Annotated in this window: 18 protein-coding genes; 17 read left to right on the forward strand and 1 reads right to left on the reverse strand. The window is 46.4% G+C overall.

Features of this window, described 5'->3' with window-relative positions:
• Window positions 1–5: 5 nt before the first annotated feature.
• The 4 genes from purR (at window position 6) to NST58_RS00240 (ending at window position 4,044) form a co-directional block, all read left to right on the forward strand.
• On the forward strand, window positions 6–833 hold the full coding sequence (purR, locus tag NST58_RS00225; protein ID WP_036678807.1) for a pur operon repressor: 828 nt from the start codon (window positions 6–8) through the stop codon (window positions 831–833).
• 209 nt (window positions 834–1,042) lie between these two features.
• Window positions 1,043–1,330 carry a septation regulator SpoVG gene (gene spoVG / locus NST58_RS00230; RefSeq protein WP_020425826.1) on the forward strand — a complete coding sequence of 96 codons (288 nt, stop codon included), beginning with the start codon at window positions 1,043–1,045 and terminating at the stop codon, window positions 1,328–1,330.
• Window positions 1,331–1,602: 272 nt separating this feature from the next.
• A complete protein-coding gene (gene glmU, locus NST58_RS00235) occupies window positions 1,603–3,003 on the forward strand; it encodes a bifunctional UDP-N-acetylglucosamine diphosphorylase/glucosamine-1-phosphate N-acetyltransferase GlmU (protein WP_076138495.1) in 1,401 nt (466 codons plus the stop codon).
• Window positions 3,004–3,090: 87 nt separating this feature from the next.
• On the forward strand, window positions 3,091–4,044 hold the full coding sequence (locus tag NST58_RS00240) for a ribose-phosphate diphosphokinase (RefSeq protein ID WP_036678796.1): 954 nt from the start codon (window positions 3,091–3,093) through the stop codon (window positions 4,042–4,044).
• An 88-nt stretch (window positions 4,045–4,132) separates the two neighbouring features.
• Here the strand turns inward: NST58_RS00240 and NST58_RS00245 are convergent, their stop codons facing one another.
• Window positions 4,133–4,333 carry a hypothetical protein gene (locus tag NST58_RS00245; protein WP_036678792.1) on the reverse strand — a complete coding sequence of 67 codons (201 nt, stop codon included), beginning with the start codon at window positions 4,331–4,333 and terminating at the stop codon, window positions 4,133–4,135.
• Window positions 4,334–4,458: 125 nt separating this feature from the next.
• Between NST58_RS00245 and pth the strand changes: the two genes are divergently transcribed.
• The 13 genes from pth (at window position 4,459) to NST58_RS00310 (ending at window position 17,002) form a co-directional block, all read left to right on the forward strand.
• The gene (gene pth, locus NST58_RS00250; RefSeq protein ID WP_036678864.1) at window positions 4,459–5,019 is read left to right on the forward strand and encodes an aminoacyl-tRNA hydrolase; all 561 of its coding nucleotides are present in this window, start codon (window positions 4,459–4,461) and stop codon (window positions 5,017–5,019) included.
• 84 nt (window positions 5,020–5,103) lie between these two features.
• Window positions 5,104–5,334 carry an anti-sigma-F factor Fin family protein gene (locus NST58_RS00255; RefSeq protein ID WP_036678789.1) on the forward strand — a complete coding sequence of 77 codons (231 nt, stop codon included), beginning with the start codon at window positions 5,104–5,106 and terminating at the stop codon, window positions 5,332–5,334.
• A 131-nt stretch (window positions 5,335–5,465) separates the two neighbouring features.
• The gene (mfd, locus tag NST58_RS00260) at window positions 5,466–8,990 is read left to right on the forward strand and encodes a transcription-repair coupling factor (protein ID WP_076186834.1); all 3,525 of its coding nucleotides are present in this window, start codon (window positions 5,466–5,468) and stop codon (window positions 8,988–8,990) included.
• Complete coding sequence (locus NST58_RS00265) at window positions 8,977–10,017, forward strand: peptidylprolyl isomerase (protein ID WP_339245603.1); 1,041 nt, start codon at window positions 8,977–8,979, stop codon at window positions 10,015–10,017. Before mfd ends, NST58_RS00265 begins: the two co-directional genes overlap by 14 nt.
• Before the next feature lie 255 nt (window positions 10,018–10,272).
• Window positions 10,273–10,815 carry a stage V sporulation protein T gene (gene spoVT, locus NST58_RS00270; protein WP_036678783.1) on the forward strand — a complete coding sequence of 181 codons (543 nt, stop codon included), beginning with the start codon at window positions 10,273–10,275 and terminating at the stop codon, window positions 10,813–10,815.
• A gap of 148 nt (window positions 10,816–10,963) precedes the next feature.
• Complete coding sequence (locus NST58_RS00275; RefSeq protein ID WP_076130071.1) at window positions 10,964–12,646, forward strand: polysaccharide biosynthesis protein; 1,683 nt, start codon at window positions 10,964–10,966, stop codon at window positions 12,644–12,646.
• 27 nt (window positions 12,647–12,673) lie between these two features.
• A complete protein-coding gene (mazG, locus tag NST58_RS00280) occupies window positions 12,674–14,173 on the forward strand; it encodes a nucleoside triphosphate pyrophosphohydrolase (protein WP_280753819.1) in 1,500 nt (499 codons plus the stop codon).
• 289 nt (window positions 14,174–14,462) lie between these two features.
• Window positions 14,463–14,735 carry an HU family DNA-binding protein gene (locus NST58_RS00285; RefSeq protein ID WP_036678778.1) on the forward strand — a complete coding sequence of 91 codons (273 nt, stop codon included), beginning with the start codon at window positions 14,463–14,465 and terminating at the stop codon, window positions 14,733–14,735.
• Entirely contained in the window at window positions 14,735–15,013 is a 279-nt protein-coding gene (locus NST58_RS00290) for an RNA-binding S4 domain-containing protein (RefSeq protein WP_076130073.1), read from the forward strand. The genes NST58_RS00285 and NST58_RS00290 overlap by 1 nt, the downstream gene beginning before the upstream one ends.
• A gap of 159 nt (window positions 15,014–15,172) precedes the next feature.
• Entirely contained in the window at window positions 15,173–15,457 is a 285-nt protein-coding gene (yabP, locus tag NST58_RS00295; protein WP_036678773.1) for a sporulation protein YabP, read from the forward strand.
• Window positions 15,454–16,017 carry a spore cortex biosynthesis protein YabQ gene (gene yabQ / locus NST58_RS00300; protein ID WP_339245607.1) on the forward strand — a complete coding sequence of 188 codons (564 nt, stop codon included), beginning with the start codon at window positions 15,454–15,456 and terminating at the stop codon, window positions 16,015–16,017. Before yabP ends, yabQ begins: the two co-directional genes overlap by 4 nt.
• A 24-nt stretch (window positions 16,018–16,041) precedes the next feature.
• Window positions 16,042–16,377 carry a septum formation initiator family protein gene (locus NST58_RS00305; protein ID WP_076130075.1) on the forward strand — a complete coding sequence of 112 codons (336 nt, stop codon included), beginning with the start codon at window positions 16,042–16,044 and terminating at the stop codon, window positions 16,375–16,377.
• A gap of 124 nt (window positions 16,378–16,501) precedes the next feature.
• The gene (locus NST58_RS00310) at window positions 16,502–17,002 is read left to right on the forward strand and encodes a S1 domain-containing RNA-binding protein (protein WP_036678766.1); all 501 of its coding nucleotides are present in this window, start codon (window positions 16,502–16,504) and stop codon (window positions 17,000–17,002) included.
• Window positions 17,003–17,088 lie beyond the last annotated feature (86 nt).

The following is a 17,088-nucleotide window of genomic DNA, read 5'->3' on the forward strand; positions in this document are numbered from 1 at the left end:
ATTCCGTGAAGAAATTAAAAAGAAGCCAACGTTTGGTAGACATGACTCAGTTTTTACTTGAGCGGCCGCATGAACTACTGCCGCTGTCTATATTTGCCGATCGCTATGGAGCGGCTAAGTCCTCCATTAGTGAAGATTTGGCAATCATAAAAGAAGTATTTGAAGGTGAAGGCATCGGAGAGCTGCAGACTTTAGCTGGTGCAGCGGGTGGAGTACGTTATATCCCGGTTATGCCTAAAGATATGGCGCTTACCTTTGTGCAGCGCTTATGTGTGCAGCTAGAGCAGACTGACCGGATATTGCCTGGCGGTTATTTGTATATGTCGGATCTACTTGGGTTGCCGTCTTTGATGGAACAGGCGGGTAAGATCATCGCAACGGCCTTTTACGGATCGGAAATCGATGTGGTGATGACCGTTGAAACGAAAGGCATTCCACTAGCCTATGCAACAGCAGCACAGCTAGGCTTGCCGGTAGTGCTTGTGCGACGTGACCATCAGGTTACAGAGGGATCAGCAGTAAGTATTAACTACGTATCAGGATCTCATAAAAGCATACACACAATGTCTCTCTCCAGACGTGCACTCAAGGAGAAATCGCGAGTACTTATCGTAGATGACTTCATGAAGGCGGGAGGGACTGTACGTGGTATGGTCGATCTGCTCGGTGAATTTAATGCCGAGGTTGCTGGGGTAGGCGTTTTAGTGGAATCAGGCGCTGTAGAGACGGAAGAGCGTCTGTTGCACGATTACGTGTCCTTGGTAAAACTAAGTGAAGTAGACTCGAAAGAGCGGAGAATTTCGGCGCATCCGGGCAACTACTTTTCCTCTTGATTAGCCATTCTCTTACATTTTCAAAAAGCGTGGAAATTGTCGAAAACGTAAGGAATATTAAGAAAACTACTCGATGTATGTCGAAAACAACATATCCCAAAAAATATATTTCTTTTTTAGGTATTTTATGGAATCAAAAAGAAGGAATTCGCTTTGCTGTGTGGAATTATACACCAAGTCTCTGATGGAAAAAGGTGGTGAACACACACATGCAAATTACGGATGTCAGACTCCGCCGCGTTAACTCTGAGGGGAGAATGAAAGCAATCGCATCCATTACCATCGATAACGAGTTTGTTGTTCATGACATTCGCGTCATCGATGGCAATAATGGGATGTTTGTTGCAATGCCCAGCAAGCGTACACCGGACGGCGAATTCCGCGATATCGCGCACCCGATCTCTTCGGGAACACGCGAGAAGATTCAATCCGCGGTTCTGGCCGAGTACGATCGCGCCGCTACGGAAGAAGAAGAAGTTATTGAAGAGGGAGCTTAGGCTTCCTCGGAAGACGGCTACCTTTTGGGTGGCGTAGGATCCGCCGTTTTTGATAAGATCACACCGACATACACTTCATGAATTAGCAGCCTGATCTTGCAAGAAAAGCTATTGCTGGTGAAGGATTTGACGACATCTTCGAAAGGCAGCGATAAATGCTTTTCTAACTTGGGGTTTATAGAAAAGAGAACCATGACTTCATGGTTCTCTTTTCTTTTTGCCCGGAATGAGATATATTCAGTAGTGAGTTCAAGAGTAGGAGGTTGGCATTCTTGAAAAGAATGGCTGTAGTACTTGCCGCAGGTCAAGGCAAGCGAATGAAATCTAAATTATATAAGGTGCTGCACCCCGTTTGCGGTAAGCCGATGGTAGGGCACGTGCTTGATACAGTAAAAGCGACCGGATGCCAGCGCACCGTTGTTGTTGTTGGGCATGGCGCAGAGAAAGTTAAGGCCTATGTAGGTGAAGGAGCGGAATACGTTCTGCAGGAAACTCAGCTCGGCACTGGCCATGCTGTCAAACAAGCAAAGGATTTACTTGCTGGCGAAGAAGGAACAACTATAGTTATTTGTGGAGACACACCACTCGTAACCACGGAGACCCTGGAAGGACTCATGGCGCTTCATGAACAGCGTAATGCGGCTGCAACCGTATTGACAGCTGTTATGGAAAAGCCTACAGGCTACGGAAGAATTATTCGTGGTGAAGATGGCGGCGTTCTGAAGATTGTAGAGCAGAAGGATTGCACTACTGAAGAAGATGCCGTTCAAGAAATCAATACAGGCACTTATTGTTTTGATAATGCTAAATTATTTGCTGCACTAGAGAAGGTAACGAACAGTAATAACCAGCAGGAGTATTATTTGACTGATGTGATTGGGATTCTTCGTTCACAAGGGGATACCGTACTAGGATATCAGACCCATGACGCAGCTGAGTCTATCGGCGTTAATGATCGTTTAGCTTTGTCCGAAGCGGAAGCCTTTATGCGTCAACGTATTAATCGTAAACACATGCTGGGCGGTGTGACCATCATTGATCCAGCCTCCACTTATATCGGAGCAGATGTAGTTATCGGATCAGATACTACGCTTTATCCAGGAACCATCCTGAAAGGGAAGACTGTAATCGGGGACAATTGTGTGATCGGACCGGCTAGTGAAATCGAAGACTGTCAGATTATGGATGATGCAACGATTAAGCAGTCCGTATTGAATCAAGCTCAAGTCGGCGCACGGACAACCGTTGGGCCTTTTGCCTATTTGCGTCCAGGCTCTGTGCTTGGAGAAGAAGTTAAGGTTGGAGATTTCGTCGAGATCAAGAATGCTACGATTGGTGACGGTTCAAAAGTGTCACATCTTAGTTATGTCGGCGACGCATCTGTAGGTAAGAATGTAAACGTCGGGTGCGGTGCGATTACCGTTAACTACGACGGGTATAATAAATTCAAGACAACAATCGCAGACGATGCCTTTATTGGCAGTAATGTTAACCTTATTGCTCCAGTTACTGTGGGCAAAGGGGCTTTTGTTGTAGCAGGTTCGACAATTACACGTTCCGTTTCCGAGAACGATCTGGCTGTAGCTAGAGTAAGACAAGAGAACAAACCGGGATATGCAGAGAAGATCCGTTCCCGTGCAAAAGCGAAGAAAGACCACTCGAGTCCATCGTAAAGCGTTGCTAAGAAGCGCCGGACGGACTTATATTTCCGCGCCGGCGCCTTTGGAAAGCTAAATTCCGTCACGGAGGGTTTATATTTTATGACTTATTGTGATTCCAAGTTAAAGATTTTCACCTGTAACTCCAATCCTAAGCTAGCTAGTCAAATTGCTGATTACATCGGGATTCCGATGGGTGAATCACACACCACAAGTTTCAGCGATGGAGAAATTCAGGTCAAGCTGTCAGAAAGCGTTCGGGGATGCCATGTTTATATTGTTCAATCCACTTGTGGCCCTGTAAATGATAACCTGATGGAGCTTTTGGTTATGGTAGATGCGCTTAAACGTGCCTCCGCAAAAAGCATCAACGTGGTTATCCCTTACTACGGATATGCCCGTCAAGATCGTAAAGCCCGTTCCCGTGACCCCATTACCGCTAAGCTGGTAGCGAATCTAATTGAAAAGGCTGGCGCTCACCGTGTAATCACGATGGATCTTCATGCCATGCAGATTCAAGGATTCTTCGATATTCCAGTGGATCACTTGCTTGGTGTACCGATTCTGGCTCAGTATTTCCGTTCCAAGCAAATCGAGAATCCAGTTGTCGTATCGCCGGACCATGGCGGTGTAGTACGTGCAAGAAAGCTTGCTGATTTCCTGAACGCTCCACTGGCTATTATAGACAAGCGTCGTCCAGAACCTAACGTCAGCGAAGTTATGAACATCATCGGTAATATCGAAGGCAAAACAGCCATCCTGATCGATGATATCATCGATACCGCTGGAACGATCGTACTTGGTGCTAATGCTTTGATGGAAGGCGGCGTGAAGGAAGTATACGCATGCTGTACACACCCAGTATTGTCTGGTCCTGCACACGAGCGTCTGGAGAATTCTCCAATCAAAGAAATTATCGTGACGGATACCATTCCAATTCGCAGCGCGAATCCAACCTCTAAGCTCAAGGTGTTGTCCGTGGCTCCACTTATGGGTGAGGCAATTATCCGCGTTCATGAAGAGTTGTCGATTAGTAAATTGTTCGAGATTGAATAAATATAACGAATGAATAGTACAAAAGGGTTACACCTCCGTTCTCGGAGATGTAACCCTTATCGGCGTGCTACAGGTAGAACTACTGGATTTAATATCCGGGACGGGAGACAAAGGTGAATAAACTGCGGTTATATAGTGTCCCTTGTAGCTCCACGAAAGCTTCGTCTACCGCTGTTAATACACCGATATCAATATGCACGTCGCCCTTGTATATTTCCACGGGTACTGCATATTGGATGTGGTACTGAAAATGGCGTTGATGTGTCAATAATTCGCCTTTGTGCGGCATGGGTTATCACCTGTCTTCGGAGTATAATTTCGCTCTGGTTGCACAGAGATATGTAGATTAGATCTATTGTACCAAAAACGGACTCCTCTTGCCGGAGAGCCCGAACGGAAAGGAAAGGTTCGATAATGAAATGGATTGTCGGATTGGGAAATCCCGGAACACAGTACGCGAAAACAAGGCATAATGTTGGCTTTATGGCTTTGGATGAGCTTGCTGCCCAGAACGGAATTGCCTTCAACCAGAGCAAATGTAAATCCGTCATCGGTGAAGGGGTCATTGGTGGCGTCAAAACCGTATTGATTAAGCCCATGACCTTTATGAACTTGTCCGGTGAGGCCGTTCGCGCTTATATGGATTATTACAAAGTTCAACTTGAAGATATGATCGTCGTTTATGATGATTTGGATACAGAAATCGGAAAAATCCGCTTGCGTTATCAAGGAAGCGCTGGTGGACATAATGGAATTAAATCCATCATACAGCATGTAGGAACACAGAATTTCAATCGGGTACGAATGGGTATTTCTCGTCCTGAGCCAGGTTTTGCTATTGTCGATTATGTTCTTTCTACTTTTCCTAAGAAGGAAAGCGATCCGCTTAAGCAAATGATCCTTAATACTTGTGATGCACTGGAATACAGCTTACAGCATTCATTCGAGCAGACGATGGCTAAGTTCAATGGTTAATCTGTAAACCCTGTTGTTTTTAAGGCTAAAGATGAAGCTGCCCGGACATACTGAAGGTATATAGTACCTTCAGGAGGCATATAGATGGCAATAAACTATGTTTGTAGGCACTGTAAGACATCTCTAGGCAGTATTAATAGAAGTGATGTTACAGAAATGCAGTTGGGCCTTCATTCCTTGACCCCTGCGGAGCGCAGAGATATAATAGCGTATAATTCAGAAGGTGAAATCACGGTAAAGGTTACTTGCGACTATTGCAAGGAGGCTTTAGAGAACAATCCGGAGCTTAGCCTGCTGACAAGTCCGCTTCAGTAAGGTGGAAGCGCCTGTCTCTATCGTCATCCGCAAGCCTTGGCGTTACAGCTGAGGCTTCTTTTCGATTCCAATCATAATAGGTGACGGTGGCTATGCCACCGTTAGCCTGTTTAGTAAGAGAGGTGCGCCTGTTGTTACAAGGTCTTATAGAAGCTTTTTCCAAGGATCCCGATTTCCAGTCTATCACCCATGGTGTTGCTGCAGGTATGAAAGAGCAGCTCATTTCGGGGCTTACAGGTTCTGCTAGACAGATTATGCTTGCAGCATTACATGAAGAGACAACTCGTCCCTTACTTGTAGTGACTCATAATATGTTTTCGGCCCAGAAGATGGCCGATGATTTGCAGGAAGCGCTTTCCCCTGACCGGGTTCTGCTCTATCCCGCCAATGAACTAGTGGCTGCAGAAGCGGCTGTATCAAGCCCAGAGACACTGGCTCAGCGTATAGATGTGCTGACCAAATGCGCTCAGGGCTTCCGTGGTATTGTTGTAGTTCCTTACTCAGGAGTGCGTAGATTGCTGCCAGCCCCAGAGGTTATGGCAGAGGCACAAGTCACCGTTTCCCAAGATGGAACGCTTGCTCTGGATGAATTTTTGATGTCCATGATTGAAATGGGCTATGAAAGAGTAGAGCGGGTTGAGAATCGTGGTGAACTGAGCGTACGGGGTGGAATAATTGATTTTTATCCAATGACATCTCCTTTTGCTTATCGGGTTGAGTTATTTGACGATGAGGTTGATTCCATAAGAACTTTTGATCCAGTGGATCAGCGTTCTATTGATAAGGTACGTAGTGTGAAGATTACACCGGCTAAAGAGATTATAGCTAGTAGATTGCGCCAGGAATCTGCTTCTGCTGAAGCCTCAGCTATGATGGAGCGACAGTTGGAGAAGATGGCGGATCGCCAGGCGAAGCTCAGGCTGCGGGAAGAAATTGGACGTGAGCTGGAAATGCTGCGGGAAGGTACTTATTTCCCGGAGATCTATAAATATATCAGTCTTTTATATCCTGAACGCTCTCATTTATTTGATTACATGGCCCAGGATACCATTCTTATTCTAGATGAGCCGACAAGACTGCTCGAAACGGCGAGACAGCTTGAACGGGATGAATCGGAATGGAATCTGCATTTGCTGCAAAACGGCAAATCATTGCCGGATCTAGATCTCTCTGTCGATACGGATGTTGTTATGTATCAGCGCCCGTTCCAAAGCCTGTTTATGTCAATCTTTTTACGTCAGGTTCCGCATATTCAGCCTCAGAACATTCTTGGGTTTATCAGTCGTGGAATGCAGGATTTCCATGGCCAGATGAATGTGCTGAAATCGGAAATGGAGCGTTGGCAGAAGTCCGGTGTTAAGGTAATGATGCTTGCGAGCAGTGAGGAACGGATTGAACGAGTGCGCAGAGTTCTTTATGATTACGGCATTAACGAGCCGATGATTGTACAAGGAAATCTGGGTTCTGGTTTTGAGCTGCCCTCTATTCATCTAGCTGTTATAACTGAGGGAGAAATGTTCTCTCAGAAGCAGCGGAAGGCACGGAAGATCTCCAAAGGAATAGATAATGCAGAACGGATCAAGAGTTACACAGAGCTGAAAATCGGTGATTATGTCGTCCATCAGAACCATGGTATCGGAAAATATATGGGAATCGGCACGCTTGAGGTCAGCGGTATTCACCGTGATTACATGCATATTCTGTATGCTGGCGGCGATAAGCTCTCAGTTCCGATTGAGCAGATTGACCTGATTCAGAAATATGTCGGTTCCGAAGATAAAGAGCCGAAAGTATATAAGCTAGGCGGCAATGAATGGACACGAGTGACCAATAAGGTTCGTTCCTCCGTTCAGAATATTGCTGATGATTTGATAAAGCTATATGCTGAGCGCCAAAGTGCCGCAGGATATGGTTTTGAAAAGGATACACAGGAACAGCATGAATTTGAAGAAATGTTCCCTTACGAGGAGACCCGAGATCAGCTTCGGGCTATCGAAGAGATTAAGAAGGATATGGAACAAAACCGGCCAATGGACCGATTGCTTTGCGGTGATGTTGGGTATGGTAAGACTGAAGTGGCTATTCGGGCGGCTTTTAAATCAGCGATTGAAGGTAAACAGGTGGCGGTGCTAGTCCCGACAACGATTTTGGCTCAGCAGCATTATGAGACCTTCCGGGAACGTTTCGCTAATTACCCGCTTAATATTCAGGTCTTAAGTCGTTTCCGCAGCCGTAAAGAGCAGAACGAGACGATTAAAGGCGTTAGGGCAGGAACTGTCGATGTAGTTATCGGTACACATCGTCTGTTATCTCAGGACCTTGTATTCAAGGATCTGGGGTTATTAATTGTGGATGAAGAACAGCGTTTCGGCGTGACTCATAAAGAAAAGCTGAAAAAACTGAAAACGAATGTAGACGTTCTTACGCTGACTGCAACTCCAATTCCTCGTACGCTACATATGTCGATGCTCGGAGTGCGGGATTTGTCTGTCATTGAGACCCCGCCAGAGAACAGATTCCCTGTGCAAACGTATGTAGTGGAGCATAGCCAGACCCTTACGCGGGAAGCTGTAGAGCGGGAATTAGCCCGCGGTGGTCAAGTCTATTATCTCTATAATCGTGTGCAGGGCATTCAAGAAATGGCCGCTCAAATCTCTATGCTTGTTCCTGAGGCTAGAGTTGGCATCGGACATGGTCAAATGTCGGAATCTGAGCTGGAGAAGACCATTCTCGATTTCCTTGACGGAGAATACGATGTGCTCGTCAGCACAAGTATTATTGAGACGGGCGTAGATATTCCGAACGTTAATACACTTATTGTGCATGATGCGGATAAAATGGGCTTGTCTCAGCTCTATCAGCTGCGTGGACGTGTAGGCCGGTCCAATCGGATCGCTTACGCTTATTTCACGTATCAACGGGACAAGGTGCTGACAGAGGTTGCAGAGAAACGTCTGCAGTCTATTAAGGAATTTACGGAGCTGGGCTCTGGTTTCAAAATAGCGATGCGAGATCTGTCTATTCGCGGTGCAGGTAACTTGCTGGGTGCAGAGCAGCATGGCTTTATCGCATCCGTGGGGTTTGATCTGTACTCACAAATGCTGGCGGAGGAAATTCGTAAGCGTAAGGTTACTGTGCTTGGGGAGGAAGATACATCCCTGAAAGAGGGCAATACAGTCATTGATTTGTCGATTGACGCGTATCTGCCGTCAGAGTATATTTACGACAGTATCCAAAAAATTGAAATTTATAAAAAAGTGGCGGCAGTAACCTCCTTCGATGATGCTTCCGAGCTTGAAGATGAGCTCTTGGATCGGTTCGGTGAGTTACCTGAAGCCGTGGTGAATCTACTATCGGTCGCTCGTTTGAAAGTGTATGGAAAAATGTATGGCATTGATTCCATGATTAGACGCGGAGATGATGTTACCTTGAATTTCTATGAGGGAAGTCTCGGCGCTTTAGACACAGCGAAACTCGCCAAAGTTGGAAATAGCTTCGAAAGACGTGTACAATTTGATAGGGATGCGAAAGCCAGTATCCGGGTCAAATCGAAAGATTTAAGTGATAAACAGCTGCTTGACTTGCTTGAACAGTTTCTTAAGGAAGCTAAACAGTCTTTTAAATCGAAGGGAGAACTACACAATGTCGTTAAATAAAACAAAATCATGGAAAGTGCTGCTCGTTTCATTGGCAGCGGCAGTTTCCTTTTCTATGCTAGCAGCATGTGGAAATAGTGCGGATGATAATCAAGCTGTAGCCACTTATAAAGGTGGAACGATTACACAAAAGGAATTTGCAATGGATCAAAAAATCATGAAATTCCTCTCTCCACAACAAGCGCAATACTTAGAGATTGATGCGTTTAAGGAGTCCATTCTGAAGCAAGAAGTGGGCTTTGAATATTTGGCTTCCCAAGCAACGGATGAAGCGAAAAAGCAAGCGGAGAAAGAAGCCGATACTCAAATTGCAAGCATTAAGGAACAATTGGGCGATACCTATAAGAAGACATTGAAAGATGCTGACGTTACGGAGAAAGATATTCGTACTTATATGGAGCGTGTGCTGACAGTTTATCAGGATATGCTGCTTAAAGTGACTGATGATCAAGTTGTCAAAGAATTCGAAGCGACTAAAGGCGACTTTACGGTTGCCACACTGCGTCATGTGCTAATTGGTCTGACAGATGCAGACAACAAAGAGCGTACCAGCGAAGAAGCGCTTAAAATAGCGAAAGAAGTTAAGGCGAAGCTGGATGGCGGTGCTGATTTCGCAGCCATCGCTAAGGAATATTCTGACGATACTGGCTCTAAAGAGGCAGGCGGAGAATATAAAGATAAAGCTGTAGGCACTTATGTGGAGGAGTTTAAGAAGGCTGCACAGACCTTGCCTCTAAATACCATCAGTGATCCTGTAGAAACTTCTTACGGTTACCACATCATCAAGGTGGAGTCCCGTACAGACAAGACTTTCGACCAGTTAACGGATGAGCAAAAAGAAGGCATTAAGAGCTCAATTGTATCCAAGAACCTAGAAACGTTCATGGAAAAGGATCTGGAAGCCATTATTGAGAACATCAATCTGCCAAAAAGCTCTGCTGCCGCAGATGAAACCGGAACAAATAGTGGAACAGAAGCCACTACAGCTCCAAGCGCATCCCCAAGTGCTTCAGATGCGGCTGAATAAACATCGGTAAATATGGACAAGCTTACCTTAGAAAAGCCATCTTCACTTAAAGTGAAGATGGCTTTTTATTTCGCAGAAACGGTTGTAGAACTACCTTTATCTTGATGCAGATATTAATACATGTCAGCTTATGTATAAGGATCTGGGAAGAGATGAATACTATGGTCAGATATTACGATAAATCACTGGGATTATCCTTTCCCATAATGGACAGTAGTAAGACCATACTTCTTAAGAAAGCGGGGCACATGTGAAATGAAAGCTACTGGAATTGTTCGCCGTATTGATGACCTCGGACGCGTGGTTATTCCCAAAGAAATTAGACGTACTCTTCGTATTAGAGAAGGAGACCCACTGGAAATATTCGTCGATCGGGACGGTGAAGTCATTCTCAAGAAATATTCTCCGATTGGTGAGTTGGGTGACTTTGCAAAAGAGTACGCGGAGTCATTGTTCGAAGGTACTGGACACATTACGATGATTGCTGATCGTGACACCTTCATTGCCCTTGCAGGCGGCTCCAAAAAAGATTATTTGGAGAAACAGGTAGGAGTGCTGCTGGAGAAAGTCATGGACAGCCGTAAGACTGTGTTAGAAACCAATGAAGGCAGTTATGAAATTGCTAAAGATCATCCGGATTTGGTGTCCTCATATGTAGCCTCACCGATCATTTCCGGTGGAGATCCTATTGGTTGTGTAGTGATGGTGAGCAAGGATGATTCGGCGAAGATGGCGCAAATGGAAATAAAAATGGCCGAAACGGCTGCCGCTTTCCTGGGCAAACAAATGGAGCAGTAATCTTAATTTAGACCCCGCTTTCCTTTTGGTAAGATATACAAAGGGCAAACGGGGTTTTGTCGTTTACACAAAACCGTTTCTACTTGTGGGCATACATACGTTATAATATAGAAATTCATCCCATCAAAGTTGTAGAAGCAGGTATTATATGAAATCTAATACACAAACATCACGATTGCTGCAAGGCGCATTTATCCTTAGTGCCGCGGCCATTATCTCAAAGCTTATTGGCACACTTCAAAAAATTCCGCTGCAAAATCTAGGCGGAGATGCTGTATTTGGTATATACAACACAGTGTATCCCTTGTATACAATGCTGTTAACGGTAGCTATGCTAGGTCTGCCTGCGGCGATCTCCAAATTTGTCGCCGAAGCTTCGGCTGGGAGACGCGATGAAGAAGGCCGCCGGATTCTACTATTATCCGCGCTAATTACAGGCATCAGCGGCTTGATTATCGGCGCCATCACCTATGCAGGTGCACCCATCATTGCCGAATGGGTAGGTAACTCACATGTAATGCCTGCCTTGCGGACAAGCGCCTGGGGTCTGGCTGTTGTCCCTGTCATGTCGGCCATACGCGGGTACTTTCAGGGGCTGCATAATATGGTTCCTACAGCCGTGTCACAGATTGTAGAGCAGTCTGTACGGGTTACAGTGATGATTATTCTTCTGTTATATCTCACTTCGCAGGGAGCAGGAGCCGAGAGTATCGCTGCTGGCGCGCTGCTTGGTTCTGCCGGAGGGGGAGCCGCAGGGCTTGTAATTATGCTGCTGTACTTGAGACGTCACCGCCGGAGGGTAAAACAGGAAGCTGCTGCTGAAGTAGCTGCTGCTGTCGAAAGTCAGCGTGTAAGAGCGCTGGATGCAGGACATGGACTAGGTTCCAAACAAGGGTTTATGGGCATTAAAGCAGGTACACTGCTGGCTTATGGAATTCCCGTAATGCTAGGTGCACTGGCTATGCCTCTTATCGGTCTTGTAGATGTATTCACTGTGCCTCGACTGCTGTCGTCTGACGGAAGTGAAGTAGCTGCGATGGCCCAGTTTGGTGTGTACAATCGGGGTTTGCCACTTGTGCAGATTATAACGATGATTGCCACCTCACTGTCTGTTGTGTTCATTCCAGCTTTGGCGGAAGCGAAGTACAAGGGAGATATGAAGCTGATTGAGACCCGCTGCAGCTTGTCGCTGCGTTGGTTCTGGCTGTTAGGTCTAGCGGCCTCAGCGGGCCTTGCAGTGCTTGCTGAGCCGATTAATATGGCTCTTTACGGCGATACCGCTGGCAGCAGCACAATGACTTGGCTGGCTTTTACCGCTGTTGGCGGTACAGTCAGCATCATCTCTGCTGCGCTCCTGCAGGGCCTCGGCTACGTGCGCGCCCCGGCCCTGCACCTTTTGGCCGCCGCGCTGCTCAAGGCGGCCCTGAACCTGCTGCTGGTTCCGCAGCAGGGCATTACCGGCGCGGCCATCGCTGGCGTGGCCGCGCATTCGTTCGCAGCAGCGCTTAACGTGCTGCTGCTGTACCGCCAGGGCCATCTGCGGCTTCGCCTCGCAGATGCCCTGGCACGGCCCGCGCTGCTCACAGCGGGCCTGGCTCTTGCCGCCGCAGCTGCCAGCTGGGGCACTGGCGCCGCGGCTACGGCCGCTGGCATCGGCGGCGGACGCACTGCCAGCTTGGCGCAGAGCCTGCTCGGGGTACTCGCAGGCTGCGTTGTCTTTGCCGTAGGTGCGGTGGTGCTGCGGCTGCTCAGCGAAAGCGAGCTTCGCCAGCTTCCGGGCATCGGCCCGTCTCTGGCGGACAAGTTCAAGAAGCTGCGTTTATTTCCATAATTAACTCGCTTAAAAGGAGGAACAGATATGAGTGCAACATTAACAGTTGTTGGTCTCGGGTCAGGTAATCCTGATCGGCTGACACTAGGAATTATAAAAAAACTGAAGGCAGCATCCGTTGTCTACGTTCGTACCCAAGAGCATCCAGTTATGGCTGCTCTCACCGAGCTTGAAATCGCCACGCAATCCTTTGATGGACTGTATGAAACATTAGCTTCGTTTCCTGAGGTCTATGCCGCAATTACTTCAAAATTGATTGAAGAGGCTCGCTCCGCCGCAGACGGTACAGATATTGTCTATGCGGTTCCGGGGCACCCCATGGTTGCAGAGTCAGCTGTTTCACAGCTGCGTCAGCGTTGCCCGGAAGAAGGAATAGAACTGCAAATATTAGGCGGGGAGAGTTTTCTGGACGAGGCGTTTGTGCGACTGGGGTTCGACCCTATTGAAGGCTTCCAGTTATTAGATGCTTCAGGCATTCGCAGCGCTCAGCTTCAACCTGAATTGCATACTCTGATTGGCCAGGTTTATGACAGCTTTACAGCTTCGGAGACAAAGTTATGTCTGATGGAGCTGTATCCACCCGAATATGAAGTGGTGGTGGGTCATGCCCTTGGCGTGGAGAACGAAGAAAACATTGTGACTGTTCCTCTATACGAATTGGACCGGCTTGAGGGTTATGGCAATTTGTCTCTGGTCTATGTACCTGCGAATCGTGAGGAGAAGCTAAGAAATCGTACTTTCGCTCGCTTGCATGAGATTGTTGATATTTTGCGCAGTCCGGACGGTTGTCCGTGGGATCGGGAGCAGACTCATGAATCTTTGCGTAAAAATCTAATCGAAGAAACCTACGAAGTGCTTGAGACGATTGATGAGGATGACCCAGACCATATGAAAGAGGAGCTGGGCGATCTTTTGCTGCAGATCATGCTGCACTCCCAAATGGAAGAGGAGCTGGGCACGTTTAACGTATTTGACGTCATAGAAGGACTGAATGATAAGCTTATCTTCCGCCATCCCCATGTATTTGGTGACAAGAATGCGAATGATGCTGAAGAAGCTCTGATCAATTGGGAGGGCATGAAGGCAGAGGAGAAGCGGCGTAAAGGCGTGAAGCCAGAGGAATTATCCGCCCTCAGTGGGGTTCCGCGTGATTTGCCTGCACTTATGAAGGCGTACAAGCTTCAGAAAAAAGCATCCAAGGTGGGCTTTGATTGGGACAACGCTACGGATTGCTTAGCTAAGGTTCGTGAAGAAATAGAAGAGCTGCAAGAAGCCATCGATACGGATGCAGCCGCCGAGGATCAAATCCTGGAGCTGGGCGATCTATTATTTGCTGTTACCAATGTTGCCCGATTTATTGGCGCAGATCCGGAAGAAGCTTTAACCCGGACCAACCGCAAATTTGTGCGTCGGTTTCAGTATATCGAGCAGAGTCTGCGAGCCAAGGGTATGAGTGTAGAGGATAGCAGCTTGGAAGAGATGGAAGAGTTGTGGCAGGAGGCAAAGACTGAGGAACGAAAAGTATAGTGATTTTCTCAGACTATGTACGGTATACGGACCTTAAGATGAGGCAATGCTGTGAAAGTAGCATTCATCTCTGATTTAGATTATGGCGAGTAGTTTAATAGTGCTATAGAATAGATTCTGCGACGATTTCTGAGAAATAACTGTTTCTTTTTTAAAAAAACGACGATTCGTGGCAGGATTTTAAGATGACATCAAGAATATCATAAAGACGAAATGACGACTTGCCCCATAATATGGCGGTGAATCTCGTTTCATTTATTTTTTCGTATCCTAGGAGGAACTTTAAATTATGAACAAGACAGATTTGGTAAACAACATTTCCGAGAAAAACGGATTGGCAAAAAAAGATGTAGAAGCAGTATTGAACGGATTCTTGGGTGAGATCACAGAAGCTTTGGCAAAAGGCGATAAAGTTCAACTGATCGGTTTCGGTACATTCGAAACTCGTAAACGTGCAGGACGTACTGGTCGCAACCCGCAAACGGGCACAACGATTGAAATTCCAGAATCAACTGTACCGGCATTTAAAGCTGGTAACAAGCTTAAAGAAGCCGTTAACTAATGCGTCTTGACAAATTCCTGAAAGTGTCCCGATTAATCAAGCGCCGTACAGTGGCCAAGGATGTGTCCGAACAAGGCCGGGTGCTGATTAACGGGCGGGAATCTAAGCCAAGTAGTGCAGTTAAGATCGGTGACGAGATTACTGTGCAATTTGGACAAAAGCTTGTAACGGTCAAAGTCGAAAAGCTAGTCGAAACGACTCGCAAGGACGAAGCCGCTGGTATGTATACTCTACTTCGGGAAGAGCCTGTTGCCAAAAGCACCGGCTTGGACTGGTAGGAGTAACATAGTTAATAGTAAAAAAGAAGGCACAACTTTACATATTGTAGAGTTGTGCCTTCTTTTTTCTTTTTTTATCTCTCTTATTTTAGTGGATTGGAATGTTCTATAACTTCTTCTACTGCCATAGATTAGAGGTAAGAAGGAGGGGTACATGCTATGATCGAGCCAGGAAAGGTAAATAAACAGCATGATCTGCACATGCGCAGTCGTAAACAGCTAGAGTTGACGGGCGTGCAAAATGTGGAGAGCTTTGATAGCGAGGAATTTTTGCTTCGTACAGAACTCGGCCATCTCACCATTCGCGGGAATCATTTACATATCAAAAATTTAAGTCTGGAGAATGGACTGTTGTCCTTGGAGGGCAATGTACATTCCCTGATTTATCTAGATCCCGGATCGCAGGGCAAAAATAAAGGTCTACTCGGTAAGCTATTTAAATGAATCCTGCAGTTCAGTGGCTGACGCTGTTCTACATGATATTGGCCGGGGTGACAATGGGACTGGCCTATGACAGCTACCGGGTGCTGTCGCTCAAGTTCAATTTTCCCAAATGGCTGAATGCCATGCTTGACCTGCTGTATTGGCTTTGTGCTGCTTTGTTTGTTTTTAGAATGCTCTATGCCGGAAATCAGGGGCAATTGCGATTTTATGTCTTTTTAGGTTTATTTCTAGGAATATGGATCTATTTTTTGATCTTCAGTGTTACGGTGCGGCGTTTTGTGTTAATGTTAATTCAATCGGTTCAGTATATGTGCAGATTGCTATGGAGACTTGTGGAGATTCTAATAGGTAAACCTCTTCGCTGGCTTTGGCGCCTTATTATAGGGTTGCTAGTGCTGCTAGGTCGTATTCTATTATTCATCCTTAAGCTTCTGCTGCGTCTAACGAAGCCAATTTGGGTATTACCAGTAAGGTGGATTTCTCCATGGTTATCTCGGCTTAAGCGTAACGCCTGGATCGTGAAGATTACTGGATGGATTACCAAATGGCGGAAACGCTGACCTTTGAATTAGGGGGTACGCTGCATGAACAGATTCACTGCGGAAGAGAAAAGTAATCCCAGCAAAAATTCGGCCGCAGGCGCGAAGAGAAGAAGAGTCATGTGGATTCTCTTTGTGGCAGTATTTTTTGGCTGGGCGGGTTATACTTACTTCAATCAAAGTGCGGCAATTACGGACAAGGGCGAGCAACTCGCCAAGAAACAAAAGACTAGTGAGAGTGTCACAGCATCTTTGAATCAACTGAAATATGAAGTGTCCAGACTTAATGATGATGAGTATATTGGCCAATTAGCGCGTAAATGGTACAATATCTATCCTCAAGGGGAAACTCCTATTCGAACAGAGCAATCAGAGCAATAATACTGGCTAAAAGAGGCTTTTACTCTGTTGCCTTGCTTTGCTCTTTACTGTATAATCAAATCACCGCAGACAGGATGACCTTAATATTCGTCTGTATATTTTTAAGGGAGGATCATTTTATTCTATGGCAATTGAAGTGGGCACCAAGTTAGAAGGCAAAGTGACAGGCATCACGCATTTCGGAGCATTTGTGGATCTGTCAGGAGGTGTCACAGGTCTCGTTCACATCTCGGAAATCGCCGATAATTACGTCAAGGATGTTAACGATCATCTGAAGATTAGTGATGTAGTAACCGTCAAGGTGATCAACGTCGATAAGGACGGCAAGATCGGACTTTCCATTAAGCAGGCTGTTGACAAGCCAGCATCGGAAGTACGTCCGCCTAGAGCTCCAAGACCAGAACGTCCTAGCGGCGGAGACCGTTTCGGCGGCGGTGGCGGCAGTGGTGGAGGCGGCGGTGGATTCAATCGTGAACGGGGTGGGCGTCCATTTAAGCCTGCAGCCGGTAAACCTTCATTCGAGGATAAAATGTCGCGATTCCTGAAAGACAGCGAAGAACGGATATCTTCGATTAAGAAGAACACAGAAGGAAAGCGCGGAGGCCGTGGAGCCAAACGCGTATAATCCAATACCTGTACATCATAAATAACCGCAAGGGCATTTCGCCCTTGCGGTTTTTTTGTCGTGTCATATAAACTTGCCGACAGCAT

Source organism: Paenibacillus sp. FSL R10-2796 (assembly GCF_037965315.1).
Taxonomy (GTDB): domain Bacteria; phylum Bacillota; class Bacilli; order Paenibacillales; family Paenibacillaceae; genus Paenibacillus_AQ; species Paenibacillus_AQ odorifer.